23 protein-coding genes are annotated in these 26,846 nt (G+C 40.8%); 15 read left to right on the forward strand and 8 right to left on the reverse strand.

What is annotated here, in order from left to right; genetic code table 11:
- Positions 1-123: 123 nt before the first annotated feature.
- The 3 genes from P343_RS25140 to P343_RS25150 all read left to right on the forward strand — a co-directional run bounded on the left by P343_RS25140 (position 124) and on the right by P343_RS25150 (position 3,773).
- Entirely contained in the window at positions 124-1,197 is a 1,074-nt protein-coding gene (locus tag P343_RS25140) for a M42 family metallopeptidase (protein WP_023509538.1), read from the forward strand.
- A 174-nt stretch (positions 1,198-1,371) separates the two neighbouring features.
- Complete coding sequence (locus tag P343_RS25145) at positions 1,372-2,022, forward strand: GntR family transcriptional regulator (RefSeq protein WP_023509539.1); 651 nt, start codon at positions 1,372-1,374, stop codon at positions 2,020-2,022.
- Between the two features lie 488 nt (positions 2,023-2,510).
- A complete protein-coding gene (locus P343_RS25150; protein ID WP_023509540.1) occupies positions 2,511-3,773 on the forward strand; it encodes an MFS transporter in 1,263 nt (420 codons plus the stop codon).
- Here the strand turns inward: P343_RS25150 and P343_RS25155 are convergent.
- Positions 3,761-4,780, reverse strand: a complete 1,020-nt coding sequence (locus tag P343_RS25155; protein ID WP_023509541.1) for a C-terminal binding protein — start codon at positions 4,778-4,780, stop codon at positions 3,761-3,763. The genes P343_RS25150 and P343_RS25155 overlap by 13 nt on opposite strands.
- A gap of 122 nt (positions 4,781-4,902) precedes the next feature.
- On the reverse strand, positions 4,903-6,033 hold the full coding sequence (gene hisC, locus P343_RS25160; protein ID WP_031263752.1) for a histidinol-phosphate transaminase: 1,131 nt from the start codon (positions 6,031-6,033) through the stop codon (positions 4,903-4,905).
- Between the two features lie 392 nt (positions 6,034-6,425).
- Here hisC and P343_RS25165 point away from each other — a divergent pair, with 392 nt between their 5' ends.
- The 12 genes from P343_RS25165 (at position 6,426) to P343_RS25220 (ending at position 20,108) form a co-directional block, all read left to right on the forward strand.
- Positions 6,426-7,793: a GH25 family lysozyme gene (locus P343_RS25165; RefSeq protein WP_023509543.1), complete on the forward strand. Its 1,368-nt coding sequence runs from the start codon at positions 6,426-6,428 to the stop codon at positions 7,791-7,793.
- A 351-nt stretch (positions 7,794-8,144) separates the two neighbouring features.
- Positions 8,145-8,288, forward strand: coding sequence for a hypothetical protein (locus tag P343_RS37105; RefSeq protein WP_168371020.1), 144 nt, complete (start codon positions 8,145-8,147; stop codon positions 8,286-8,288).
- 448 nt (positions 8,289-8,736) lie between these two features.
- On the forward strand, positions 8,737-9,495 hold the full coding sequence (locus tag P343_RS25175) for a YveK family protein (RefSeq protein ID WP_023509546.1): 759 nt from the start codon (positions 8,737-8,739) through the stop codon (positions 9,493-9,495).
- Positions 9,492-10,187, forward strand: coding sequence for a CpsD/CapB family tyrosine-protein kinase (locus P343_RS25180; protein ID WP_023509547.1), 696 nt, complete (start codon positions 9,492-9,494; stop codon positions 10,185-10,187). The genes P343_RS25175 and P343_RS25180 overlap by 4 nt, the downstream gene beginning before the upstream one ends.
- 86 nt (positions 10,188-10,273) lie before the next feature.
- Positions 10,274-10,975, forward strand: a complete 702-nt coding sequence (locus tag P343_RS25185; protein ID WP_023509548.1) for a sugar transferase — start codon at positions 10,274-10,276, stop codon at positions 10,973-10,975.
- Between the two features lie 92 nt (positions 10,976-11,067).
- Positions 11,068-12,201 (forward strand): glycosyltransferase, encoded by a 1,134-nt coding sequence (locus P343_RS25190; protein WP_023509549.1) that lies wholly within the window; start codon positions 11,068-11,070, stop codon positions 12,199-12,201.
- A 56-nt stretch (positions 12,202-12,257) separates the two neighbouring features.
- Positions 12,258-13,514 (forward strand): O-antigen ligase family protein, encoded by a 1,257-nt coding sequence (locus P343_RS25195; protein WP_023509550.1) that lies wholly within the window; start codon positions 12,258-12,260, stop codon positions 13,512-13,514.
- Positions 13,515-13,786: 272 nt separating this feature from the next.
- Positions 13,787-15,007: a glycosyltransferase family 4 protein gene (locus tag P343_RS25200; RefSeq protein WP_023509551.1), complete on the forward strand. Its 1,221-nt coding sequence runs from the start codon at positions 13,787-13,789 to the stop codon at positions 15,005-15,007.
- A 16-nt stretch (positions 15,008-15,023) separates the two neighbouring features.
- The gene (locus P343_RS25205) at positions 15,024-16,241 is read left to right on the forward strand and encodes a glycosyltransferase family 4 protein (RefSeq protein ID WP_023509552.1); all 1,218 of its coding nucleotides are present in this window, start codon (positions 15,024-15,026) and stop codon (positions 16,239-16,241) included.
- 59 nt (positions 16,242-16,300) lie between these two features.
- Entirely contained in the window at positions 16,301-17,284 is a 984-nt protein-coding gene (locus P343_RS25210) for a glycosyltransferase family 2 protein (RefSeq protein ID WP_023509553.1), read from the forward strand.
- 189 nt (positions 17,285-17,473) lie between these two features.
- On the forward strand, positions 17,474-18,580 hold the full coding sequence (locus P343_RS25215) for a glycosyltransferase family 1 protein (protein ID WP_031263756.1): 1,107 nt from the start codon (positions 17,474-17,476) through the stop codon (positions 18,578-18,580).
- 82 nt (positions 18,581-18,662) lie between these two features.
- Positions 18,663-20,108: a flippase gene (locus tag P343_RS25220; protein WP_023509555.1), complete on the forward strand. Its 1,446-nt coding sequence runs from the start codon at positions 18,663-18,665 to the stop codon at positions 20,106-20,108.
- Positions 20,109-20,290: 182 nt separating this feature from the next.
- Here the strand turns inward: P343_RS25220 and P343_RS25225 are convergent, their stop codons facing one another.
- The 6 genes from P343_RS25225 to P343_RS25250 form a co-directional block, all read right to left on the reverse strand.
- Entirely contained in the window at positions 20,291-21,172 is an 882-nt protein-coding gene (locus tag P343_RS25225) for a beta-1,6-N-acetylglucosaminyltransferase (RefSeq protein WP_023509556.1), read from the reverse strand.
- An 80-nt stretch (positions 21,173-21,252) separates the two neighbouring features.
- Positions 21,253-22,350 carry a DegT/DnrJ/EryC1/StrS family aminotransferase gene (locus P343_RS25230; RefSeq protein WP_023509557.1) on the reverse strand — a complete coding sequence of 366 codons (1,098 nt, stop codon included), beginning with the start codon at positions 22,348-22,350 and terminating at the stop codon, positions 21,253-21,255.
- A gap of 14 nt (positions 22,351-22,364) precedes the next feature.
- Positions 22,365-23,285: a glycosyltransferase gene (locus tag P343_RS25235; RefSeq protein WP_023509558.1), complete on the reverse strand. Its 921-nt coding sequence runs from the start codon at positions 23,283-23,285 to the stop codon at positions 22,365-22,367.
- Between the two features lie 259 nt (positions 23,286-23,544).
- On the reverse strand, positions 23,545-24,561 hold the full coding sequence (gene rfbB, locus P343_RS25240) for a dTDP-glucose 4,6-dehydratase (RefSeq protein ID WP_023509559.1): 1,017 nt from the start codon (positions 24,559-24,561) through the stop codon (positions 23,545-23,547).
- A gap of 24 nt (positions 24,562-24,585) precedes the next feature.
- The gene (gene rfbA, locus P343_RS25245) at positions 24,586-25,461 is read right to left on the reverse strand and encodes a glucose-1-phosphate thymidylyltransferase RfbA (RefSeq protein WP_023509560.1); all 876 of its coding nucleotides are present in this window, start codon (positions 25,459-25,461) and stop codon (positions 24,586-24,588) included.
- A 282-nt stretch (positions 25,462-25,743) separates the two neighbouring features.
- On the reverse strand, positions 25,744-26,184 hold the full coding sequence (locus P343_RS25250) for a sugar 3,4-ketoisomerase (RefSeq protein ID WP_236620332.1): 441 nt from the start codon (positions 26,182-26,184) through the stop codon (positions 25,744-25,746).
- Positions 26,185-26,846 lie beyond the last annotated feature (662 nt).

Below are 26,846 nucleotides of genomic sequence, written 5' to 3' on the forward strand. Positions count from 1 at the left end.
GCATAAAAGAGCGTGGAAACATGCTCTTTTATTTTTTAGGCTAACAATACTAGAAAAAGATTAATTGATTAACCGATTTTGCACAAATTAAGAAGTACAATATTGGATAAGGGAGGCAGTTGAATGGATAAGCATGAATCTCTAAAATTAATCGAAAAACTATCAAACGCAAATGGTGTTTCGGGATTCGAAGATGAAGTCGTTAAACTCTTTTCGGATGCTGTACAAGATCTTGGAAAAGTTACAGAAGATCATATGCGCAATGTGTATGTGGAGCGGTACGGGAATCGTGGAAACAGACCCGTTGTTCAATTAGACGCGCACAGTGATGAAGTCGGGTTCATGGTTCAGGCCATTAAACCAAATGGAACGCTAAGGTTTGTGACCGTCGGAGGATGGGCCGCTGTAAACATACCTGCGCATAAGGTCCGCGTACGTAATCGGGACGGCGTGTATATTCCGGCCGTTATTTCCAGTACGCCGCCTCACTTCATGACAGCAGAGCAGCGTAACCGTGTGCCGCAGATTGCTGAAATGTCTATTGATGTTGGCGCGACGTCGGCGGAAGAAGTTGTTCAGGATTTCAAGATTGACGTTGGTGCACCGGTTGTTCCGGATGTAACGTTTGACTATCTGGAAGAAAAGGAAGTGCTGCTCGGCAAGGCTTTTGATAACCGAATCGGCACTGCAGCCATGATAGACATCTTGCGTGAATTAGATGGTCAAGATCTCGATGTGGATATCGTTGCTTCGCTATCCGCTCAAGAAGAAGTCGGCGATCGAGGGGCACAAGTGACGGTTCGAAAAATTCAACCGGATCTATCGATTGTGCTTGAAGGACCGCCGGCTGATGACACATTTATGCCGGACTACATGATCCAAACCGGTATGCGCAGAGGGCCGATGCTACGCGATCTCGACACGTCGATCATCGTCAATCCCAGATTTCAAAAGTATTGTTTGGATACTGCCAAACAACACAACATCAAGGCCCAGCGAGCCGTGCGAACAGGCGGCGGTAATGACGGCGCCGTGATCAATCTCTACCAGGGCGCGCCAACTGTGGTCGTTGGTGTTCCCGTACGCTATGCCCATACTCATTATTGTTATGTTGCGTTTGAAGATTACATGTCAACAGTGAGACTGGTGACCGAAATTTTGAAGTCGCTGGATGCTGAGGCTATCGGTAAGTTTTAACATGAAATGATTTGAGAGAAAATTGTATGATAGAGAAGAACTTCGTGTCGATCATCCCCAGTGATCGGCATTTTTCTAGAAATACTTATGTGGAAGCATCGCAATGACAATCGGGCAGTTCAATTGATTCATACGTAATGATATAATGAACGCAGAGTTCGATTCGTTGATGGGGTGAGTACGATTAACTACCAATACCAGTCGCTGAAGGAAATTGTCTATCAATATATCGCGGACCGCATTCAAAATGGGTTATTGGCTCCGAGTGAAAAGATCAATGAGGCTGAAATTTGTAAAACGCTTGGGATCAGCAGGACACCGGCGCGTGAAGCTTTATTTCAATTAACATCAGATAATTTGCTTGAATATATGCCTCGCAAGGGGTTTATCGTTAAAGAAATTGATACGAAGAAGAAGACCGATGTCTTTGAGATCATCGGAACATTGGAATCATTAGCCGCGTCATTAGCTTTGGCGTATATGACAGAACAGGATATTTTGGAAATGGAAACTATTGTTGCGACGATTGAAGACGCGATTCGGGCAAAAGATTTTTCTGCATATCAAAAAGGGCAAAGTACCTTTCATGATTATTACATTAATAAATGCAATAACAGTACGCTTGTCAAGTTGTTACACGACTTGAAATATAGTTTTATTCGACAGACGTATTTATGCGAAGACAAAGAACGGCTGTTTCGAATTTTATCCGATTCAAACGATGACCATAAGCGGATTATAGAAGCCTTTAGAACTAAAGATGCGGACAAATTGAGAAAGTATACAAAGAGTCACTGGGATACGATTTATTTAGACATGATTTGAAAATCTGACAGTACGCATATGAAGCGGATTCTTGTGTCACTGGCTCTGTCGGTTGAGCAATTTTTAACCAATTTATGTGAGAAGAATATCACCTTCCTACTCAGGGGATGGCAGTCCTTTTGGTGAAAAAGGGCTGTTTTTCGTTGCAAGGTAAGATAGTATATGTGAATGAATTCAGGATTCATATAAGCGGCGTAATGCTTTGAAAAAGTTAGGGTTCAAACACGGAAGTGCGAGACTCCTGCGGGAATGGTATTGTTGATGCGAGCAACTGAAGTGTCATTGAAGCACAAGTTTGGTGATTAAAGCCGCATAAAGAGTGACGGCCAAAGACAAGGCTTAGCCTGGTTTTTCTCAAAAGAAAGTGGTTAAGATACGCAATTCAACAGGTCAGATCGTTACAAAAGAGCAGAGTAAAGCCGCTCATAAGTAAGGTCACAGTTTGACCATAAAAATGTATACAATATACAAAGACAAAAGAGGAACCTATGAAACCATTTGGAAAATATCTTGCTTTGTTTGCGCTCGCGTTCGGTTCTGCATCTTCTTATGCTCTGCCTTACATCAAATATATTTTTTATGATGCGCTGCTAAAGGGATTACAGATTAACAATGAACAATTGGGCTTGCTTTTTACTTTTTACGCGGGTGTTCATCTGTGCTTGTATCTTCCCGGTGGCTGGATGGCCGACCGATTTAGCATTCGAAAAATCTTAGTTTTTTCCTTTTTTGGTACTGCAGCACTTTGTGTCTGGCTTGCTGCTTCGATGAATTACAGATCCGCCATTTTTGTTTGGGCGATGTTAGGCTTTTCCACAGGTTTCGCTTATTGGGCAGCGACCGTAAAGGGAGTCAAGCGGTTAGGGAGTAACAAGGGACAGGGGAAAATGTTTGGGTTCTTTGAATCGTTCACAGGACTTTCAATGGCGATGATTTTGTTTCTTGCACTCTACATTTTTTCTTTGTTTCATTCAGCAGTTTCAAGTTTAAGAGCAGTGATCCTCTTTTATGCTTTGATGAATCTGGTTGCTGCACTCATCGTTTCATTTTTCTATAAAGAGTCTGATGTTTATGAGCAGGAAAGGAAGGAGGAACAAACCCAGGTTCGCTTTGTTTCTGTTTTAAGAAAGCCTCAAATCTGGTTGGCTTCTCTGATCATTTTCTCAGGTTATGGCCTTTTCTCAGGAGAAACGTTTTTCACGCCTTACTTAACGCGTGTCTTTGGCGTCACGGTGGGGCTATCAGCGATCCTGTCCATTATTCGTACGTATGTGCTACGGTTTATGGGCACACCGGTTGGGGGCCTGCTTTCCGAAAAAACAGGTTCTTCACTTAAAGTATTGCTCTTCAGCTTTTCGGTTACCGGTATTCTGCTCATGGCTTTTTTTGCTGTTTCACCAGGCACGCAATTTATCGTTGTGCTGCTGTTGATGTTTACGGCATCAATCACCACCTACATGGCGTTTGGCATTATGTGGGCTACGGTTGAAGAGATTCGTGTGCCGGGAAGTATGCTGGGCATGGTCATTGGTGTGACCTCACTGATCGGTTATATGCCGGATTTATTCGTGCATACCTTATTTGGCAGGTGGCTTGATCTCTACGGAAATGATGGATATCGGTACATTTTTTCATTTCTCATCCTATTATGCTTCATCGGTACTTTAAGCAGCACGCTTTTCATTATATCGCTCAAAAAAAACCGCACTGCACGAAAAATGCAGGCGGAGCAGGTGAGTCATACCTTCTGATTGGATGCTTTCTCATGGGGAAGGCCATTAACAATTTTAAAAACTTTATCGTATTCGCCTTTTAAATAATAGACGAGATTTTCAGCAGCGATCCGTTGGCATTCGTAGAGCGCAGTATCCGAATAAAAGGCGGAATGAGGGGTAATCACCACATTTTCCCGCCCGATAAGCGGATTCCGTGTCGTTTCTTCGTCCGTTTCGTTTTCGAGAACATCCAGTCCGGCTCCGGAGACCAGTCTTTCGTCCAAAGCTTGCGCTAAATCGTTTTCCACGATTAAGCCGCCTCTGGATACGTTAATGATGATCGGCTTCTGTATCATCTTAGTAAAAGTACTGTGGTTCAGCATGCCCTGATTCTTAGGTGTCAGGCTCGTCGTTAAGGCGATGATTTTTGATCGTTCCAATAACTCATCGAATGAGACGAGTGTCACGCCGTACTTGCGTGCAGTTTCTTGAGAGCAGGACGGGCTGTATGCGATCATTTTCAGTCCAAATCCGGCCGCTCGTTTTGCCACGGCACGGCCGATTTTCCCCATTCCGATCAGGCCCAACACCGAGCCTTCTAGTCGGAACATGCCCGAAATCGAGTTGTAATCAAATCGGTGCTTCGATTCGATCTGTTTCTGGTAATGTTTTAGATTTCTAGCGACTGCAAGCATGAGGGCCATTGCGTGATCAGCCACCTCTTGCGTGCAGTATTCCTCAACAGCTGTAATGGCAATTCCTCTCTGGGCAGCAGCTTCAGTATCCACAAAATTGTATCCGGTCGACTCAATGGAAATGACTTTTAACTTGTGCATGCTATTCATTGCTTCATCAGGAAGCTTTAGATAAGAGGTTAGGATCGCATCTGCATCTTGGAGCATTTTCTGACGTGCATCCGTATCGCCTTGATCTTCATAGATACATAGCTCAGTCTGCGCACCTAATTCTTTTTTTATGATTGCGATTTCTAGCTCAAGATCACGGTTAAGGAATTTTTTGGGGTCACAAATGACAATTTTCAATACGAACAGTCCCGTCGCATTCAGTTTTGGGTAAGTTAAAAGGAATCATTTTAAGAAATCGGTCACGTCCCAGGCACAAAGGTAAAAGGGAGGTGACCGTTCGAATTCATTATTTGTTGTGATTATACACTGATTTCAGGAGCATTTGCCGATGCGTTGGCTTCAAGTACTGCTTTTAGTTCGCTCAGGAAGATGTCGTTTTCCTCTGTGTTGCCTACGGTTACCCTAATATGACGGTCATACCCCCAGCCGCCGCAAGGCCTGACAATAACACCTCGACGCATGAGCTGTTCTGCAGTCTCAGCTGCCGGATAAGGCGTACTGAAAAACACAAAGTTTGCGTAAGAAGGGGAGACCGCACACCCCATTTCTGTTAATTGTTCACTGATGCGTTCTCGGTCAGCCACAATTCGATCACCATAGGTCTTAGCCGTTGCTAGGTCATGCTCAATGATGGAAACTGCTCCGGCCAAACCAATTCGGTTTGCGTTAAATGGTTCGCTCACGGTATCGTAACACGTAATCAGCTCAGGATCTGCAACCAGATAGCCGATTCTGCCACCAGCTAGGCCGTAGTATTTAGAGAACGTCCGCACACAGATCACGTTTTTATGCTGCTTAATGAAGTCGATACCGTTCGGAAGCAGCTCATTGGGTGCAAACTCTGCATAGGCTTCATCAAGTACGATCCATGTGGATTCAGGAAGGGCGTTTACGAGTTCTTTAAATTTTTCCTTGTCAAACAAGCTTCCTGTCGGATTGTTCGGATTACATAGCCAAATCAGTTTGCATTTCGGAGTAAGCGCCGCTTTAAAATCATCCAGATTCATTGAGAAGCCTGAATCAAGGGGGATTTCCTTCACAACAGCACCCATCATTTTAGAAATCTCTCGATATAACCGGTAAGACTCCTTAGGAATAATGACTTTGTCGCCTGCTTCGAGAAATGTTCTCGCGAGCGTTTCCAATACGCCGCCTGCGCCATGTCCAAGACCAATATAGCTACCATCAAGCCCATACTTCTCACCAAGCAGATTTTTGAGTTTGATGAAATTTTTTTCAGGATAAATATTGAGCCGATTGATCTCGGAAGCCATAGCCAGTTTAGTGTGTTCAAATGGTCCGTAAGCATTTTCGTTTGAGCCCAGCTTAACGACAGAGTTCAAGCCGTAGGCTTCTTTAACTTCATCCATACTCTTTCCAGGCACATAACGTTCGCAAAGATACGCTTCTTTCCTAACGCCATTTATCATCAGAAACAGCTCCTTTTCCTTGGAAAAAATCACTTCAGTTTTCGCTATATAAACAGTGGATTCAATCATTATGCAAAAAGTGCCGCTTGCTTTAACGAAAGAACAATTTGTATACAATATACAATATATATGAAAATGATCCTTTTTTACAAGTGAATTTTTATCTATTCATTAGCAGAGTGTTCCTTTTTCGGCGAATAAGCGACAGAATAAGCTCTTCAGTCTTCTAAACTTGTGCAATCATAAAGATCTTTTTTCGTAGAAATTGATGCAATCTATCTATGTACACGCTTCCCCAAAAGTGCTAGTTTTATAGAGTACATAGTTTGTCGAACAATGTAACAAAAGGTTGGATCCATGGAGGTCTCAACATCTACAAGGGAGAGTGAAAAGTGAAACAACGTGCACGTCGATTCATTTCCGGTTTTCTGTTTTTGACTCTTGTTATTCTATCACTCAGCTTCTCAGTCGGTGATACCACTCATGCAAGTTCTTCGTATAGTTCCTATGTTACTTCTTATACATTGAAAGTTCGCAGTAAGGCAAGCACGCATTATCGTACATTACGCACCTTGGCAATGGGTAATAAGGTTACAGTTACAAGCAAGGTTGGCAAATATTCGCGTATCAAGTATGGCAGTACAACGGGGTATGTTCAGACTCAGTACCTGAGCAGGAGCAAGTATAAATCCTTCAGCGCTTATGTGACTTCCTATACGTTGAAAGTACGCAGTCAGGCGAGTGTGCATTATTCAACCAAACGTACGCTTGCCATGGGAAATAAGGTTACCGTACTCGGTAAAGGTAATAAATATGCGCTTGTCAGCTATGGCGGGACAACGGGCTATGTCCAGAATATTTATCTGAATACACGACCGTTTCAAGCCTATAATGCCTATGTGACATCGAACACATTAAAGATCCGCAGCAATGCCAGTGTTCATTACACCACCAAATTGGTGATGATGATCAATAATCGAGTGACGGTTACCGGCAAAGGCAATAAATACGCCCAAGTGAAGTTTGGCAACATTTCGGGTTATGTGCTGGCAGCCTACTTGACCACGACGCAACCTGTTTCCTATGGCAATCAACCGACCGATCCACCGAGAACCAATGGCTCTCAGTTTGGTCTTGATATTTCACACTATCAAAATGACGCAGGCAACGGTCAGATTGATTTCAATGCCATCAAACAGGATGGAAACAGCTTCATCATCGCAAAAGCATCGGAAGGCGGCGGCACAGACGGTACATTTGTAGACAATGCTGTTGCAGCAAATCAGGCCGGACTCACCGTTGATGCTTATCATTTTTTCCATGCGACTGATATTCCGGGCGCTCAGAACGAAGCCAATGTTTTCTCAAATCAGATTCATGCTGCCAATGCAAAAGGCGTTCAGGTCCACTATCTATTCATTGATGTGGAAACAACGAATGGTGTTGACAAGGATACGCTGACTAACAATGTGCTCGCATTTATCAATCAGATGCGGGCGAACGGTTTCAATCAGCTTGGTATCTATTCGAATCTAGCATTCTTTAATGGTTCAGTTGATCTACCGAAGATCACAGCAGCACAACCGGCACAACCGAAATTCTTGGTCTGGCTGGCTAGATATCGCGGTCAAGAAACCAACCAGGGACCAGGCGCTAACTTCAACGTCGACATCTGGCAATATACAAGCAGCGGTACATCAAGCGGCGTTGTTGGTGCGGTAGATAAGAATATCTGGTACTACACGATTAATGGATTGTAAAATAAAGAATCGCTAAAGATAGTTGATCGAATCCCCTATGAGTGTACAGGTAAAAATCTGTTGCTCATGGGGGATTTTGTATATAACACTGATTGTGGTTTGTACACGGCGCAGCAGGATTTATGCGCGAAAAGCAGGAAATATGCGCGCGCCGGAGTAAGATATGCACAGGATGGTAAGAGGTTTATGCACGCGAAGTCCAAATGCAGATTTTCAAACGGCAAACGAGACAATACACGCGGGAGCAAGTATTTTCGTGCATCTATTTAATGGAATGAAAGCCTTGCACCACCGAGATTCTTGAACAGCAGGCGCGTGCCTGTTGAACAAGCAAACGTTTGCTGAATTAATTTGGACGGTCATCATGTCTGCTCCGACATGGTGAACTTTACGCAAAAAATCAATAAAAGCCATGTTGTGCTGGATGCTGAACTGAACATTATTGACGTCGCTGTTGATGGAGAGCTAAAACATCCTGTATCCGTACAGAAATAAACGCTCACACTACGAATATATGAAAGAAAAACACTGGGTTATGTTTAGGCAAAGTAGAAAAATAGATATGGTAAAAAGGCGAGGAAAGCAAACTCCTCGCTTTTTTTGCTTAATTTAAGGATGGGTAAAATTTATACAATCCCTTTTATTTAATGGGTATCCCCGGATTAAAAACAGAAGCAGTTCTTTGGCACCGCGCTGGTTCCACTTTCCCTCAATTGGTTCGCCTTCTCAAACAATCTCGTCGCCTGCGGAGTCTCGCATCACGCGTTCTTCAGCCCCTACATTACATGAGTGAAACCAATATTAATTTTAAACATAGCCTTTTATTAAGTAATTTGGAATTCCTGTTCAGTCAAATGAATACTGTTAATAAAAACGTTGATTGGTTTGCAGTCTGTCTGTTTTTCGAAGTAGGTGACCTTGAACGACATACGGAGGAACTTCAATGAAAAAGACATTGGGATTAAAAGAAATCTATCTTATTTTGCGGAAGCGGTTATGGCTCATCGCTGCGATCACTCTGACTGCCGGAGTCATCGGAGCGATCGCAACACATTTTTTCATGACGCCGATGTACGATGCGACTACTCGTATTCTTGTGAATCAGGGCAATGGTAAAACGCTGTACGATTCGAACGCGGTTCAGACCAATGTGCAGCTGGTGAACACCTACAGTGAGCTCATCGATGATCCGTCAATTTTGAATAAGGTGATTCGGAACTTGCACCTGAATTTGTCCGCGGGGGATTTGCAAGGCATGTTAACCGTCGAAACGAACCAAGAATCGCAGATTTTCTCAATCACAGCAGAAACCGATCGAGCGGATTTGTCGGTACGCATTGTGAATCATGTTGCAAATGTGTTCAAAGCGCAGGTGCGAAGCATGTTGAAAGTCGATAATGTCAGCCTACTTTCGCCCGCGACCGTTTCTGCGAGTGCTGGACAGGTTTCGCCGAGTTTGAGTAAAAATGTGACGATCGCAGTGATGCTTGGTTTGTTGTTCTCAGTTGGTCTTGCGTTTCTGCTTGAGTATTTGGATAACACGATTAAGACAGAAGAAGACATCGAACAGAAAATAGGCCTGCCTGTTGTCGGCATCATCGAGCATTTTGAATATCATGACAAGAAGAAAAGAAAGGTCGATGGAAAGTCTGAAACAACAACACATTCGGAAAAGTTAAAAAAAGGGAGGCGGGATTCTTGAGGCGACTTAGAAAAGGTAGGGTGGAGAGACGTCATCTTGTGACGTATTTAAAAAATAACTTTTTGCTTTCCGAACAATACCGAACATTGCGTACTAATATTTCCTTTGCCAAGGCGGGTGGAGGTCTGAAATCGTTGGTGGTGACTTCTGCAGAAGCGGGTGAGGGAAAATCAACGACTGCATCGAACTTGGCCGTAGTCATGGCGCAGCAGGGAAAGCGGGTGCTGCTGATTGATGCCGATACACGCAAACCGTCACAACATGAATTCTTTGGTATGGATAATCGGGAAGGGCTGACCAATGTACTGACGGGGCAAGCGAACTTCATGGATGTTCTTCGACCGACGAGTATAGATCAGCTGTTTCTTTTGACCAGTGGACCTGTCCCTCCTAATCCTGCCGATTTGCTGAGTGCTGCGGAAATGGAGACAGTGATTGAGCAGGCAGAGGAACATTTTGACCAGGTGATTATTGATTCTCCCCCGATTTTGGCTGTGTCCGATGCCCGGCTGCTGGCAAATCTATGCGACGGAATTTTACTTGTCGTACGAAGTGGTTCAACCGAAATGGATAAAGTCAGAAAAGTAGCCGATGTGTTTTCGGAAGTTAAAGGCAAACTTCTTGGTGTCGTTTTAAACGATAAGAAAGTGAGCAGAAAAGAGCGGTATTACTACGCCTATAACGGTTATTGATGGAACAACAAGCTTGCTTGCCGTCCTAACCGTGCTCCCCGTAAATCAGAATGATCACTATCTTTTGTCTACAGGAGGCCGGCATTATGGCTTTATCAAAGCCGCCAACAGATAAAACGTTCACCTCTGCAGTGAAGGTCAGAGGGAAGGTCCAACAACTTTATGTGAATGTAAAGCGTGATGGACTTTATTTATTCATTAAAAGAATGATGGACATATGCGGCGCACTGGCAGGGCTAATTATCTTGTCCCCGCTTTTTATTTTGATTCCGATCCTAATTAAGCTGAGTGATCCTGAAGGACCTGTATTTTTCAAACAAATTAGGATCGGAGAGAATGGAAAAACCTTCATGATCTATAAATTTCGATCTATGGTGCATAAGGCTGAAGATCTTCTGGATCGTCTTCTTGATAAAAATGAGACCAGCGGCCCTATATTCAAGATGAAAAATGATCCTAGAGTTACTCGGGTTGGACGTTTTCTAAGGAAAACGAGCTTGGATGAGTTTCCTCAACTCGTGAATGTTTTAAAAGGAGAAATGAGTTTAGTCGGGCCCCGTCCACCGCTTCCAAGAGAAGTGGAAAAATACACCGACTATGACCGGCAAAGATTACTCATCAAACCCGGATGTACGGGTCTTTGGCAAGTCGAGGGAAGAAGCAGCGTCGGATTTGAGACGATGGTGAAATTAGACATCGAGTACATCAATAAGAGAGGAATTCTTCTCGATATCAAAATTATTTTAAAAACTATTCTTGTTTTAATCCATTCTAAAGACGCCTATTAACAGATGAGCCTTGTCAGGTAGATGTTGTTGCTCCGATCTTATAAAGCCCCGGTTGGGAAAATACAAATAAAGCTCTTTGAGGGTGAGGGCGGATGGCAATGAAAATTTTACATGTTTGCGAGTATGTAAGAGGCGGGATCACAACCTACCTTAACGAGATCCTAAAATACCAGGCAACAACGGAGCAAGTAAGCAGTGTCCATGTGTTAATGAGTGAGTACAACTCCGACAAACTACTCATAAATGGTGTTCAATTTGACTATTATCACTATAAAAGAAAATTATCGAAATTTATTCCAGCTATTATTCAAATTAACCGAGTGATTAAAAAAATTCATCCGGACGTCATACACATCCATAGCTCTTTTGCCGGTTTATTTGTGCGGGTGTGTTTCTTTTTTAAAAGAAAACGTCCCAAAATCGTGTATTGTGCGCATGGCTGGTCCTTCTTAATGGAAATCTCTCACGTTAAAAAGAAAATGTACGGAATTTTAGAACGGGTACTGGCAAGGAAAACGGACCGAATTATTAATATTTCGGATCACGAGTTTATCGGCTCACTAAAATACAAGCTTCCTAAAGAAAAATCATTGGTCATTCCGAACGGCATCGAAGACCGTCTCTATAAAAATAAAGACGTTGCGTTAGCACTTGATCCGTCTAAGCTTAATTTACTTTTCGTCGGGCGATTTGACCGGCAGAAGGGCATCGACATTCTCTTAGATTTCTTTAAGAATGATCCGTTGAAGCATGTTCGGTTGTATACGATCGGGGGAAATGTACTAGATCCCGTTCTCAAGAAGATTCCAGACACGATTATTTCTCTGGGTTGGATTGATCATAACGTGATCGATAGCTATTATGAAAAATTCGATGCGGTCATTATTCCTTCCAGATGGGAAGGGTTCGGACTGGTTGCCATTGAGGCGATGAAAAATAGAAAAGCGGTAATTGCCAGTAACCGGGGGGATCTTCCTGACTTGGTGAAAGACGGAGTCAACGGTTATTTGTTTGACTTGAACCATTTAGAGGAATTAACGCGGATCCTGACAACGGTGAGTAAACAAGAACTGGAAGTCATGGGTGAACGAGGATTCGCAATCTTTCAAGAAAAATATACAGGCGAAAAATTAAACCAGAGGTTAATGGACGTTTATCAGCAGTTAGTTGAAGGCCATGGTCAGCCGACTGTCCATCGAACAGGTGCACAGTATGAGGCAAAGTAATGTGAAAAATAGAAGGAACAGATATCTATGAGGGACAGAAAACGCGGAGGAAAGCTATGTTGAATTATATTTTTGAATTCATGACTTTTGCATTTCCAAAAGCAGGGGCACAAATCGGTGTTCCGTTTACAATCGCTATTTTTTTATTCTTATTTGCCCTGTTAAAGTGCCAATATCAGGTGATTCCCGGATTCATGCAAGTGAAAGGGTTAGCCTTCTCCTATACGCTGTTTGTTTCGGTCGTTTTGGTTTCATTACTATTCAATTTGGGCAATTTTCCAGTTTTCCAATTGGCAACAGTCATGATGGTGATCGCTTCGCCGCTCGCAATAGGAATTGGAAGATCACTTAATCCGCAAACAGCGCTTAAAATTCTTGCGATCTCCTTGGTCATTGTTGGTGTCTATGCACTGATCCAGAGAATTGTCGGCATTGTCACTACTTCTATTCCGGGTGTGACGTATACCTTCGGACAGGACCTGGCCGCAAAGCCGATTGGCTATGGCATGGCTGCTTCAGGAGAGGCACAGAAAATGCCTTCAACCTATCAAAATGGGAATGGGGCCGGTTTGTTTTATGCAATGGGTATTCCCATTCTTCTCGCATGGAGTCCTTCTTCTGCAAAACAAAAGGTCTTAAAAATAGTCGCTATTCTTTTTGGGTGTGTCGGGCTTCTTCTGTCCGGGTCCAGATCAATTATGATTCCATTTGTTCTCTTCCTCATTGTTCTTCTGGTGCTCGTTAAAAATAAATTAAACTATCGAAATCAAATTCTGTTTTTTTCAAGTTTAATGTTTATCGCTACTCTTGGAATCGTGTATTTACTGCAGTCAGATAATCAGTTTCTCCAACAGCTTTATACCCGGTATATTAATCAGACGCTGTCGGATCCGACAGGTGCGGGCCGAACATCCCAATTTGTGGCTGCATTTACACAAATAAATGGTTTGGATGAGCTAGGATTCCTCAGATTTCTATGCGTTGGATTGCCATGGGATCAAGTTGGTGTGCTGGAAGGATTCGTGTCAATACTCTTCAATTATGGACTTTTCGGTTTCATAGGATTTCTTTTCGTATTAGCTGCCGCTATTTACGGTATCTATGAACGTAATAAACTGGCATCCATTGGTTTTATCTGCGTCTTCATTGCTTTTATCGTCGACGGTTCATTTAACTTTCCGCCAACACTGATGAACTTTTTCTTTTTAACGGGATTGCTCACGCAGCCCGGGCTTCAAGAAACAAGTCATAACAGCAAAACTGTGCCTTCAAATGGGGGTACCCCCTTTTCTTTACAAGAAAAGAAAGTATAAATTTTTTGACTTAGTCACTAGGATGATCTGCGTTACTTCGCCTTGATTTAGGTTCAAACACGAAAGTGCGAGACGCCTGCGGAGCGATCCTGTTGATCGCAGGCCAGGAGAGACCCCGCAGATGCTAGGTTGATCGAGGAGGCTCCCAGACTGCCCGCGGCAAGCGAGCAGCTGAAGTGTCATTCAATCAGAAGATTGATGATTCAAAGTCGCATATAGAGTGACAGGAAAGGATTAGGCGTAGCCTGGTTTTTCTCAAGGAGGATGAACTGATGGAAGTCGCAATCGTCACGTCCGGATATCAGCCTGTTCCTGCGGCAATGGGGGGTGGGGTAGAGGCATTGATTGATCACCTGATTTTGAAAAATGAATACTATGGAACGATGAACTTAACGATATTCAGCACTTATCATGAAAAATCGGTCAAGATGGCCAGTAAGATTCAGAAAACGAAATTTATCTTTATAAAACCACCGGCAATCGTCAGAATTTGTGATCGCGTGCTCTATTTTATTGCCAAAAGGATTCTGAAAAAAGAAAAAAGCATGTCTTATCGGTATATCATTCAACGGCTCCATTACATTGCCAAGGTCAGCAAATACTTGCAGAAAAACACTTACGATAAAGTAATCCTTGAAAATCATTCCACACTGTTTATGACATTAAAAAAGCATCATAATGCTCAAAAATACGCCGGAAGCTATTATTATCACCTCCATAATGAGGTGACTAATGATTATGGTTGCAGACAGATTATGCTTGGCTGCAGGAAAGTGCTTGGCGTAAGTCGGTATATCAATCAGACATTATCAGGATTTCTCGGTAGTTTCCCTGCAGATAAATTTGATGTCCTTCGGAACTGCGTGGATACGTTTCACTTTGGCAGTGTGAAAAGCAAACAGGATGCGATGGCTCTGCGCAAGAACTACGGGATCGCCGCTGATGAACGCGTCGTTCTTTTTACTGGCAGGCTGAACAAAGAAAAAGGCATTAAAGAGCTCTTGCTTGCCTTTAAAAAAGTTCATTTGCTGAGAACGAAGCTGGTCATTGTAGGCGGTTATTTTTACGCCAGCGATATGGTCAGTGATTATGAAAAAGAACTGCAAAAAATTGCTGAGCCTATGAAAGACACCATTGTTTTTACAGGATTTATTGATTATCCAGAAATGCCGGCTGTGTATGGGATGGCAGATGTTGCAGTTATTCCGTCCATGTGGGAAGACCCGGCTCCGCTTACTGTGATTGAATCCATGGCTTCCGGTCTGCCTCTGATCACCACTGTTTCGGGCGGGATCCCGGAATATGCCAGTGTTGAAGGCGCTATTCTTTTACCCCGGGATGATCAGATCGTAGAACGGCTTGCGGATTCATTAAACCAAGTTCTGTTCAATGACTCGCTGCGTCATAAAATGGCGGCAGCTAGCCGTAAGACTGCTGAGCAGATGAATATGGACCGGTATTACACAGATTTCATTGCGAAAATTTCAGATTAACATTGGGGGATGTTGAATGAAAGTTGCAATCGTGACAGCGGGCACATTACCCGTACCGGCAGTAAAGGGCGGGGCAGTCGAAACCCTGGTGGAGAATCTGGCAAAGGAAAACGAAAAATACCGCCGGATTGAACTCGTAATTATCAGCGTCTTTGATCATGAAGCGGAGACACAGGCCCATAACTACCCCCACACACGTTTTATCTTTCTTCGTCCCGGTTTGTTTATTGAAGCTCTTGATAAGTGCACTTATTTTATTGCGAATAAATTACTGAAAAAAGGCCGGGCTGCCTCTTACCGGAATATTTTCCGACGCTTCTATATGTTACGTAGATCAGCACGGATCCTGGCTAAAGAGACGTTTGATCGGGTGGTCTTAGAGAATAGTGCGACATTGTTCCAGACATTAAAAAGGAAAAAGAACTATAAAAAATATGAGGGACACTATTACTATCACATTCATAATGTTGTAACGGGAAGTTACGGTTGCGCACGCATCATCAACGGATGCAAGACTCTGGCAGTCAGTAACTATATCAATCAGACACTGCCGGATTTTATGCAAACGATACCGAGGCAAAATCGTCGCGTGGTCTATAACGGAATTGATACAAAGCGATTTAACTGTACCATTAGCAAAAAAGACCGTGATCAACTGCGCAATAAATTTGGACTTGAATCAAAAGACATCGTCCTCATTTTTGTAGGTAGGTTGACTCCGGAAAAGGGGATTAAAGAGCTGTTAAAGGCGTTTCGAAAAATCGATACGCCAAACGTAAAACTGTTGATTGTGGGTAGCCTTTTTTTTGATAGCGATCTTTGGAGCCCATTTGAAGAACAGATCAAACAAATGAGCGAAGCCATGAAAAACAGGGTACTATTCACAGGATTTATACCTTATAAAGAGATGCCCTTCATTTATTCAATTGCCGATATTGCCGTATTGCCTTCAATTTGGGATGAACCGGCCGGATTGACCATGATCGAAGCCATGGCGTCTGGACTGCCGCTGATCACAACTTTATCGGGGGGAATTCCTGAATATGTAAAAGGAGATGGCGCAGTTCTCTTACCCCGGAATGAGCATATCATTAATAACATGGCCGGAGCTCTGAGAGAACTGGTCATGAATCACGACTTGCGGCTCATGATGGCGAAGGGAAGTCAGTTAATCTCACAAAGGATGAATCTTGACCATTATTATTTGAATTTTATTAAAGAGATATCTGACTAAAAAGGCTGGACCATTAAGACAGGTTCATGTCGTTATCATTGAAGGAGGCAGTCATTGTTATGGAGCCGCTCATTAGCGTGATTGTTGCGGTATATAAGGCTGAACAATATCTTGATCAATGTATAGAAAGTATTATCAATCAAACGTATCGTGACCTGGAGATTATTTTGGTGGATGATGGTTCTCCAGATCGCAGCTCGGAGATCTGTGACTCTTGGGCAGAACAAGATCCTCGCATTCATGTGATCCATAAAGAGAATGGCGGACCTTCTTCAGCGCTAAACGCTGCCTTGGATATAGCAAAAGGTGACTATATTGCTTTTGTTGATTGTGATGATTGGATACAGCGTGACACCTATGAACTTCTCATGAATAATCTTAGAAAAGAAAAGGCGGATCTGTCCATCTGCAGTGAATTTCTGGTTTTTGGAAAAAGCATACGGCGTGAAAAAAAGGAAAATGTCTATTTGGTGATGAACAGTGAGCAGGCTTTTCAAATAATAAACAGTATCGGCTATTTTGGAGTTGGTGTATGGGACAAACTCTATGCGAAGCATTTGTTTGATCATTTACGATTCCCCGTAGGACGTATCGGTGAAGATTATATCGTCACATATACCGTACTGGATCGTGCGAACACGATTGTCTACGACTCTACACCAAAATACTATTACCGGCAGCGTTCTGGAAGTATTACACATAGTAAGGACATTGATCTTTGCTCCATACAATCCGCAGAAAAAATGTTAGAGCTTGTAAGGGAAAAATATCCGGCCATTAAAATCTATGCCATCGCGGGTTATGTCTTCGCTTTGATGGGCATTTACGATTTGATTCTTCGCACTGGTACCCGTGATCCAAAATGGAAGTCATATCAACAAAAGACCAAGAAGATTGTTCGCAAGTATTATTCAGAACTTATCGCTACTATTGAAATATCCTTTTCACGGCGCTTGCAATTGCTCTTTGTCGGATGGTTTTCATTCATTTATGCTCCGATATTCAAGATTTTTTATAGGTGGAAACATCGAGGAGTCCGTTGATATTTTTCATAAGGCTTTGTTCATTTCTACTGTTGATTATGATCCATATTTAATAGATACGAAATTTGCGAGCCTCCTGCGGGACGGTACCTGCTGATTGCGAATCAGGTGAATCCCCGCAGCGATATACCCGAGCGAGGAGGCTTGCGGATCACCCCGTGGAATGAGCAGATGGAGGTGGCTATTGAAATGAAAAGAGTGCTGGTTTATGGGCTTGGAACATCAGTCGGTGGCATGGAAGAGTACATCATGAATTTATTTCGTACTATTGATCGATCTAAATATGTATTTGACATTATTCCCCATGGAGGGAAATTCTTTTACGCCGAACAAGAAGTCAATCAACTTGGAGGAAAAGTTTATAAGATTACTGGGCAGAAGCAAAGCTTATACGGATCTATGAAAGAATTAAATAAGCTCTTAAAGAATTTGCGAAGCAGTCACGAGATCATCTACTTTAACTCATGTGGATTTTATAACATTTTACCCTTTGTATTGGCCAAAAAATACCACTATACAATCATAACACATGGACATAATTCGCGAGACGCTGAAAGAAGTGTCTTAGTGGAAGTTTTGCACTGTATCAATCGCATTTATGTCCGGTGGATTTCCAAATACCGTTTTGCGTGTTCCAAGGCGGCTGGAGAATGGATTTTTGGAAAACATTATTTTCATCAAAAAAAAGTAAAAATCATTAATAATGCTATTGATTGTGAGAAATTCCGATTTAGAGAACGAATTCGTCAAGCTGTTCGAAAGCAATTAAACGTAGAAAATGATCTGGTGATCGGACATGTTGGGCGATTCGTTTATCAAAAGAACCACGACTTCCTTATTGATCTATTTCATGCGATTCATCAGCGAAATGAGAAGAGCAAGTTGCTGCTCATTGGCGAGGGAGAATTGAGATCAAAAATTGAGGAGAAAGTTAAAGATCTAGGTTTAGACGATGGCGTACTCTTTTTAGGAAATCGAAAAGATATTCCTGAGTTGATGTGGGCGATGGATCTTTTTGTTCTTCCTTCCCGATTCGAAGGGCTTCCCGTTGTGGCTGTCGAAGCACAGGCAGCGGGTTTGCCACTTATCCTTTCTGATACGATCAGCGAAGAAACAAGGATTACAAAACTAGTGACCTTTTGTTCATTAAAAAACCCACTATCTTATTGGGAAGAAGCTGTTCTATCAGGAATTTCAAAACATAGGGATATGGAAAAGGAAATAAAGTCGAGTGGATTTGATATTAAGGATCAAGCAAATAAATTTGTCGTTGTATTAGACCGTTTGATTCAGTAATCATTTAATTGTTTCAAAGATTGTCGAGAGGCCCCAAGATAATTATCTGTTTTGACAAATGATCATTTAAGGGTGGACTAATATGAGTATCAAAAAAAATTATTTATATAATCTTCTCTATCAAATTTTAGTGATGATCTTGCCTCTCATAACGGTCCCATATGTTTCACGTGTTTTGCTGCCTCAAGGTGTCGGAACCTATGCTTATACAGCGTCCATTATTTCCTATTTTTCTTTTATCGGCTTACTCGGTATTGACACCTATGGCAATAAGTTAATTGCTATGACAAGGGATAATAAAAGAAAGATGAGTGAGAACTTCTTCAGTCTTTATCTTCTGCAATTGGTGCTTACGCTTACTTCACTTATTGGTTATCTGATTTTGGCTATTTTCTTCATTCAGCAAGATCAGTCTATTGCCCTGATTCAGACGATTAGTTTATTAGGAACAGTCATTGACTGCTCCTGGTTTTTCTTTGGCATTGAGATGTTTAAAAAAATTGTCACCCGGAATATCGTCATTAAACTCCTTTCTTTATTGGCTATTTTTATTTTCGTGAAAAATCCAACTGACTTATCTATCTATACGTATATTATGTGTCTGTCGGTCTTTTTAAGTTCCCTGGTCATGTGGTTTTATCTTAAAGGCCAGATTATGTTCGTCAGAATTTCATTTAAACAAATCATAAGTCATTTGAAACCAGCAATTGTTTATTTTATTCCGGGAATCGCCCTTCAGATTTACTTTGTGTTGAACAAGACGATGATCGGAATCGTGTCAACGAACAGTGAAGTCGGAATCTTTGATTATGCAGATAAGATTCGGATGATGGCATTATCCGTTGTCACTTCACTCGGTACGGTTATGCTCCCTAGAATGGCGCATACGTTTGCCATCGGTCAGATTGAAAAAGCAAAGGATTATTTGCTTAAATCGCTGGATTTCTCAACATTATTAGCCATTCCGCTTATGTTCGGGGTGGCAGGAATTGCTGAGGAGTTCATTCCATGGTATATGGGTAATAGTTTTTTGAAGTGCATTATTGTGCTTACAATCCTTGCACCAACTATTGTCTTAATGGCCTGGAGCGGTGTATTCGGTACTCAGTATATGTTACCGCTAGGCAAGATGAAAGAATATACGACCTCTGTCTATGCAGGAGCAATTGTCAATTTTGTTGTTAACCTTATACTTATTAAGCCATTTGGATCGATTGGTGCAAGTGTAGGGACGATTGCTGCGGAGTTAGCTGTCACGTTTGTGCAGCTTTATCTAATTAGAGACATCGTTCCGTTCAAAAGTATTATTCCAAAAACATTCGATTACCTCATTGCAGGATTTATTATGTTTATTATTCTCCGAGTTGTGGGGAGAGGTATGGGGCCATCTATATTAACGACAGGTGTCCAAATACTCATTGGCAGCATCGTTTATTTTTCAATCGTATTCGTTGTAGAATATTTGAAACGTGATGGAATGATTTATCATGAAGTTGGGAAGACGTTACAAAAATTGAGAAACAGGTAATTATTACAGGATAAAATGGCTTTGTTCTGAACGATCTTTCTTTTTTAACGCGCATGTCCTGCAAGCAACGTTGGACCGCTAACGCAAGGTCATTTCTGATTGTCGTAACAAAGGCTTCGCCTATGGCGAAGCCTTTGTTGTATATCATGCGCTTACTGCAAGAGACCCTACCTAATCAGCGATCAATAATCAGCCCTTATTTTATCGAGCTCATTGATTATTTTTGAGGAATCATCATTGAATTTTCTTGTGAAAAGGTAGATGGATACGCGATGATTTGCATAAATAAGATCGTTCTTGAATAGCGGCATATGTATTTTCTGAATGAGAGAAGGATAGGGAGGTCCTCCTAATTCCCAATCTACATATGTCAGTGTGTTTCTAACGGTCCGTACAAAAGGGGAGTTCATAATAATCGTTTGAAAAAACATTTCATCCGGTACGAACGTATGCTGAAAAAACGTGATATATTCATCATTTGAAGAAAGAAATTTTAATAGATAATCGACGAATGCATCATTAAATGACCACCATTGACTACCGGCAAATGGTTTATAATCTTGATATTTTTGAGGATAAGGTCTTCTAATCCTAGAGCCTCTAATTAATTTGTTTACGAGTTTAATTGGGAATGATTTCAAATTTGTGGTTCGATCACATTCGATGCGATAACAAAATAATCGATCAAATGGGTGATCCATCGTAGGCATCAGATGAGCATCTATATAATTAATATTTCTATTCTTTTCGAAAAGATCTTCTATATATGCATTACTCTTTATCGGATAGTCAACGCCGCTTAATAATACAAAACGATCAAAATCATCAAAATGGAAGGCGTATTTTAACAACTCAATCGTTGCTTCCACCATACTGAACCCGCCCCATTTTATAGAATACTGCTTCGGAAGCACTTGTACGTGATAAAATTCATCAAATGATACTGGGGGAGCCTTCTGATCAACATGTATAAAAAAGAATGCATTATCCATTTGAATGGATCTTATTAATCGCTTTAAGTGTTCAAAATTGTTGTGGGCAATAATTAAATAGGCAATCTTCATATTTAAACACTCTGCTTTCATTTAATAATGAATTGCGGCTGTGTTAAACGTGTCGATCCTGTTCTATTTCAAACCACAAACTATTTCCAGGCATTTACTTTCTCAATAACATCATTTATTTCTTTATCTTTCATCCCATACCACATTGGAAGGCTTATAATCTCATCTGCTATTTGTTCTGCAATGGGCAGTTGCCCTTTTTTTATATTTAAGTCCTTATAGGCGTCTTGCAAGTGCATAGCAATTGGATAGTGAATCGTTGTTTCTATTCCATTCTTCTCTAAGTAGCTCTGAAAGTCATTTCTTTTTTTCGCTCTAACAGCAAATATATGCCATACCGGTTCTGAAAAATCACTTATAAATGGTTTTATTATTTTTTCATTATCCATTTGGTTGATATATCTTTCTGCAATCGTTCTCCTATGATGGTTCCACCGGTCCAAATGCTTAAGCTTTATTCTTAGGAAAGATGCTTGGATTTCATCGAGTCTTGAATTCACGCCTTTATAAATATGATGATATTTCCTGTCTGAACCATAGTTGGACAGTGCTTTTATTTTGACAGCAAGTGCCTGATCATTGGTAACAACAGCACCTGCATCTCCAAGAGCGCCGAGATTTTTTCCGGGATAAAAGCTGAATCCGGCTGCATCACCAAGATTACCGGTTCTCGTGCCTTTATAGTTTGCGCCATGTCCTTGAGCGGAGTCTTCGATGACCTTTAAACCATATTTCTTTGCAATCCGATTGATTTTAGTCATTTCAGCAGGCTGCCCATATAAATGTACGGCAATGATGGCTTTTGTTTTATCATTGATTTTTTTTTCTACTAGATCCGGATTTATATTATATGTTTTGATGTCAGGTTCAACGAATACAGGTTTTGCTCCGACATAGGAAACAGCAAGAGCTGTGGCGATATACGTGTTCGAAGGGACGATGACTTCATCGCCAGACTGAATATCATATCCTCTTAATATAAGATATAACGCGTCAAGACCATTCCCACAGCCAATACAGTATTTCGCCCCGCAGTAGTTTGCAAATTCTGTCTCAAATTGTTCAACTTCTGTGCCATTGATATACCAGTTTTTATGATAAATTTCATTAAATTTATCTAGAATTTCACTTTCAATTTCATGATGCATCGGTTCGAAATTATTGAAAGGTATTTTCATAGACTGTACATCTCCTAGAACTGGTATTTATGAATGAAAAGATTTTTAATGTAAGCTTTTACCCTGGCTATAATCTTAATCACGACCGCATCAATATACTGAATGCTAAGAAGGAAAAGCTGACTCTTTTTCTCTGTCCTTCGACGATAGTCATACACTTTTTCTCTGTATAAACGTTTACCGATTTTTTCTGGATAGGGGAGGATCTCTTTTTTTAAAACTAAATTAGCGTCTTCTTCAAAAGCAGGGTTAATGGCTTTACCCGTGCTTATTCCACCGAGCCTGTATTTTATAATCGTTGCATCAATGAAATAAATCCGTTCCCCTAATCGAACCAATTTTAAAAATTGAGGATAATCATTTAAAAATGTGTAACTTTCATCTAAATAGCCATATTTTTCAAATAATGTTCTGCTATAGGAGGTGCATGCGCCGGCAATGAAATTTCTTCTGCACAATTCCTCGAAAAGTTTATCCATATTATTGAATAATTTTAATTTGTTTTTTTCAGGTGACCTGCGCAAAAATTTCATTAAGCTTTGGTCGTATTCATTCATATAGCCGGTAATTATATTTGCACCTGTCTTTAGGAATTCCTTGACTAATAAGCTGATTACATTTTCATCATAAAAACAATCATCACAATCTAACGGTACGATATAATCACCTCTACTTATTTTTATTGAATTATTGAAGTTTTTTACGATGCCTAGATTTTTATTGTTTTGAATCACCTTGTAATCTACTATATTTTTACGCATGTTATCTTTTAAGTACTTTTCAAAAGAGGATTTATTAAAATCTTTAGAGCAATCATCACTAATTATGATCTCTATATTAGGATAATTTTGACTTAACACAGAATTGATGGATTGTTCTAAATAATTGAAATTATTATAGGTTAAGATAATTACTGATACCAATGGATGATCCATATGCAGCAACCCTCTTTTAATGGAATATAGTCAACACTTTCTGTTTGGCATTTCATGAAAACCGTGTCCCACCTTAAAAAATCTGTTCGAAAAGGAGGACAAAAAGGACCAAGAAGGTCAAGAAAACGCAGCTTTGAGCCCCGGAGCGTATGCGAATAATACGTGAGGAGCGGAAAAGCAAGTTGACACAGAGATTCGCCGGTAATTTTTCCCGGACTTTTTCGAACCCTCCTTGAAGCAAAGTCGCGCGAAAAGCGTTTCAATCAATGGCTGTGCCATATTGCTTCTTGAAGTAATCCCTGTATTCCCCGGACCTTATTTTTTGCCACCATTTTTTATGAGTAAGATACCACTGGATGGTTTCATTAATCCCTGTTTCAAAGGTATACTTTGGCTGCCATCCAAGTTCGGTTTTTATCTTTGATGCGTCGATAGCGTAGCGCCGATCATGTCCAAGGCGATCTGAAACATGTTTGATTAAGCTATGCGGTTTGTTCAGCTTATCGAGAATCAGCTCGACAAGATCGATATTACGCTTTTCATTATGACCGCCAACATTATAGACCTCACCAGGTTTCCCTTGATGGAGTACAAGATCAATCGCTGCACAATGATCTTCAACATAGAGCCAGTCACGAATATTCTTGCCGTCACCGTAGACAGGCAGTTCTCGATCTTCCAGTGCATTGGTTATGATTAATGGAATCAATTTTTCAGGGAAATGGTAGGGCCCATAGTTATTGGAGCAGCGTGTGATATTAATATTCATACCATAAGTTTCAAAATAGGCTCGAACAACCATGTCTGCTGAAGCTTTACTCGCAGCATAAGGACTGTTGGGTGCTAATGGTGTTTTCTCTGTAAAGTAACCATTCGACCCTAAGGAGCCATACACTTCATCCGTAGAAATTTGCAGGTATTTCTTCACATGCTTATTTTTTGCTGCATCAAGCAAGGTTTGTGTTCCGAGTACATTTGTTTTGATAAATACATCGGGTTGGGTGATACTACGATCAACATGGGATTCTGCAGCAAAATTAACAATCGTATCAATAGCATACTGATCGATGACATAGTCAATCAGTTCATAGTTGCAGATATTTCCATGAACAAAATGGTAATTTTGATGTGCTCTAATATCTTCAAGATTTTCTAAATTGCCTGCATAGGTAAGTAAATCAAAATTAACGATTGTATAAGTTGGGTGAGCCTTTATCATATGATGAATAAAGTTGCTTCCTATAAAACCGGCTCCTCCAGATACTAGCAGTTTCATCAATCCTCAACCTCCATATGAGAACTATGTAGCCTGTTCCTTCAACAAATTCAGTAGATATTGCCCATATCCATTTTTACTTAAAGGCTGAGCTAATTGGTATAATTTGTTTTCATCAATATAGCCCATACGATAAGCAATTTCTTCAAGACATGCAATTTGCAATCCCTGTCGATTCTCTACTGTTTGAATAAAAAGGGAAGCACTTAACAAAGATTCATGAGTCCCTGTATCGAGCCAAGCAAATCCACGTCCAAGTAATTCAACATTTAACTCGCCTTGATTTAGATACACTTCGTTAACAGACGTAATTTCTAACTCTCCTCGAGCAGAAGGTTTTAAATCATTTACAATGTCTACCACCTGGTTATCATAAAAATAAAGACCAGTTACAGCATATGTTGATTTAGGATGCTTTGGCTTTTCTTGGATTGATGTTACATGCCCCGTTTTATCAAATTCTACAATGCCAAATCGTTCAGGATCCTTAACATTATAGGCAAATACAGTTGCTCCCTTTTTTTGAGATGCAGCTTTACGAAGAATATTTGTGAAATCATCTCCGTAAAAAATATTGTCACCGAGTATAAGGGCTACGTGTTCGTTGCCAATAAATTCTTTACCTAATATAAAAGCCTGAGCCAATCCGTCAGGGCTTGGTTGTATCTTATAGTTCAGCTGCACGCCGAGATCTGACCCATCACCAAGTAATTCTCTAAAGCGAGGTATATCTTCAGGAGTAGAAATGATGAGTATATCCTTGATGCCGGCCAATAATAAAACGGATAATGGATAGTAAATCATCGGTTTGTCATAGATAGGTAGTAATTGTTTGGATATTGAGCGCGTGATCGGATATAAACGTGTACCGCTTCCACCTGCCAATACAATACCCTTCAAAAAATCACATCCCATTTCTAACAAAAGATTTTTTGTTTATCTGGGTAATTCGGGTTTATTTCTGCGCACATAACTATTAGATGGTGTTCGAAAAGTCCTGGAAAAGGTAAGAAGGATCTTCCGCTAAGGAGAGGATCTTTCGTTAGTATAAAAAAGGATCTTCCGTTAATAAAAAGGATCTTCAACTAAATACGCTCACGTCCTGTGAGCAACGTTGAAGCCACCACATCCTGCGGAAGTACGTTCTGTGAGCAACGTTGAAGCCACCGCATCCTGTGAAAGTTAAATTTTTGAATCATCAGCTGGATTGGCTTGAAATATTTTTTTTGCCTCATTTAAGTAGAGATTGTAGTCTCTTATATAGTCTTCTTCAGAATAATGTTCTGAGGCAACAACTAATAATACACTTCCTTTTGAGAAATCAAACATTTCACGCCATACAAGGGGACCTATATACAAACCTACTGACGGGTCGTTTAAGTTTATTATTTCTTCTTCGTTTGGATTCTTAATCCTTATTTTTAATGAACCATGTAAGCATATAAGTGCCTGTTGTAATTTTCTATGCGAATGAAACCCTCTTGCAGATTTCTGTGCAACCCCTGTAATGTAATAAATTCGTTTTATTTTAAAGGGGACATCAATTTTTTCTTCAATTGGCGTTAGATGGCCATCTTTACGCACAATATCCTTAAATTTCAATAGCGCACAATTATACATCATTGCCCTCCCTTCCCTAGTTTCAGATGCCTCTAGAATTTGCCAACTTTTATTCTAAAGATCAGGACAGTACATCATAATTTATGTCACACGAAAACGGAAAATGCCTCAATAGTTCTTAATGATGAGCAAACAAGAGCTTTGAAATTGTGCGTATCATTTGTGAATGACACCAGTGAAGGGAAACATGAATGCTTATTTTTTAGATGCGTATTCTATTTCATTTCCAAGGACGATGTGTGTTCTCTCAGAAAATGTCAATGAATTTCAAAATTTAGTGAGTCATTCAATTGGGATATTAAAAAAATGAAAATGATTTTATAGACGCGTGGTACAAAAGTCCAGGTGGTTCTTGTCGAAAGTTGTCAATGAATCTTTGCCATGCGGGATTTTTCGGGGTTTTTCAGGAGGAAAGTCCGTATTCGGGAGTCTACTGAATCTTATATAATACGAGCAAGAAAGAAACCACTCATAAAAATTTCATCTTAAACACCTCAGAAGAAAATCATATCCTTTTTCATCTCATTTACCTAAGTCTTAGTTGAAAAATGATGCAAAACTTAAATGCATAAAATCGAGAAGGTGATTCATTTGATGAATCAGTTTGAATTATACAGTGCGGATCATGGACGAATTGATGTAGCGGAAGAGGATTCTGTCCGAAA

Source organism: Sporolactobacillus laevolacticus DSM 442, from assembly GCF_000497245.1.
Lineage (GTDB): Bacteria > Bacillota > Bacilli > Bacillales > Sporolactobacillaceae > Sporolactobacillus > Sporolactobacillus laevolacticus.

Bases quoted from the DNA above. Each gene is read 5' to 3' on its own strand.
- P343_RS25195 (WP_023509550.1), top strand. From the start codon at position 12,258: ATGTTGAATTATATTTTTGAATTCATGACTTTTGCATTTCCAAAAGCA.
- rfbB (WP_023509559.1), bottom strand. From the start codon at position 24,561: ATGAAACTGCTAGTATCTGGAGGAGCCGGTTTTATAGGAAGCAACTTT.
- P343_RS25230 (WP_023509557.1), bottom strand. From the start codon at position 22,350: ATGAAAATACCTTTCAATAATTTCGAACCGATGCATCATGAAATTGAA.
- P343_RS25250 (WP_236620332.1), bottom strand. From the start codon at position 26,184: ATGATGTATAATTGTGCGCTATTGAAATTTAAGGATATTGTGCGTAAA.
- P343_RS25215 (WP_031263756.1), top strand. From the start codon at position 17,474: ATGAAAAGAGTGCTGGTTTATGGGCTTGGAACATCAGTCGGTGGCATG.
- P343_RS25220 (WP_023509555.1), top strand. From the start codon at position 18,663: ATGAGTATCAAAAAAAATTATTTATATAATCTTCTCTATCAAATTTTA.
- P343_RS25200 (WP_023509551.1), top strand. From the start codon at position 13,787: ATGGAAGTCGCAATCGTCACGTCCGGATATCAGCCTGTTCCTGCGGCA.
- P343_RS25205 (WP_023509552.1), top strand. From the start codon at position 15,024: ATGAAAGTTGCAATCGTGACAGCGGGCACATTACCCGTACCGGCAGTA.
- hisC (WP_031263752.1), bottom strand. From the start codon at position 6,033: ATGATAAATGGCGTTAGGAAAGAAGCGTATCTTTGCGAACGTTATGTG.
- P343_RS25190 (WP_023509549.1), top strand. From the start codon at position 11,068: ATGGCAATGAAAATTTTACATGTTTGCGAGTATGTAAGAGGCGGGATC.
- P343_RS25185 (WP_023509548.1), top strand. From the start codon at position 10,274: ATGGCTTTATCAAAGCCGCCAACAGATAAAACGTTCACCTCTGCAGTG.
- P343_RS25150 (WP_023509540.1), top strand. From the start codon at position 2,511: ATGAAACCATTTGGAAAATATCTTGCTTTGTTTGCGCTCGCGTTCGGT.
- P343_RS25210 (WP_023509553.1), top strand. From the start codon at position 16,301: ATGGAGCCGCTCATTAGCGTGATTGTTGCGGTATATAAGGCTGAACAA.
- P343_RS25225 (WP_023509556.1), bottom strand. From the start codon at position 21,172: ATGAAGATTGCCTATTTAATTATTGCCCACAACAATTTTGAACACTTA.
- P343_RS25140 (WP_023509538.1), top strand. From the start codon at position 124: ATGGATAAGCATGAATCTCTAAAATTAATCGAAAAACTATCAAACGCA.
- P343_RS25235 (WP_023509558.1), bottom strand. From the start codon at position 23,285: ATGGATCATCCATTGGTATCAGTAATTATCTTAACCTATAATAATTTC.
- P343_RS25175 (WP_023509546.1), top strand. From the start codon at position 8,737: ATGAAAAAGACATTGGGATTAAAAGAAATCTATCTTATTTTGCGGAAG.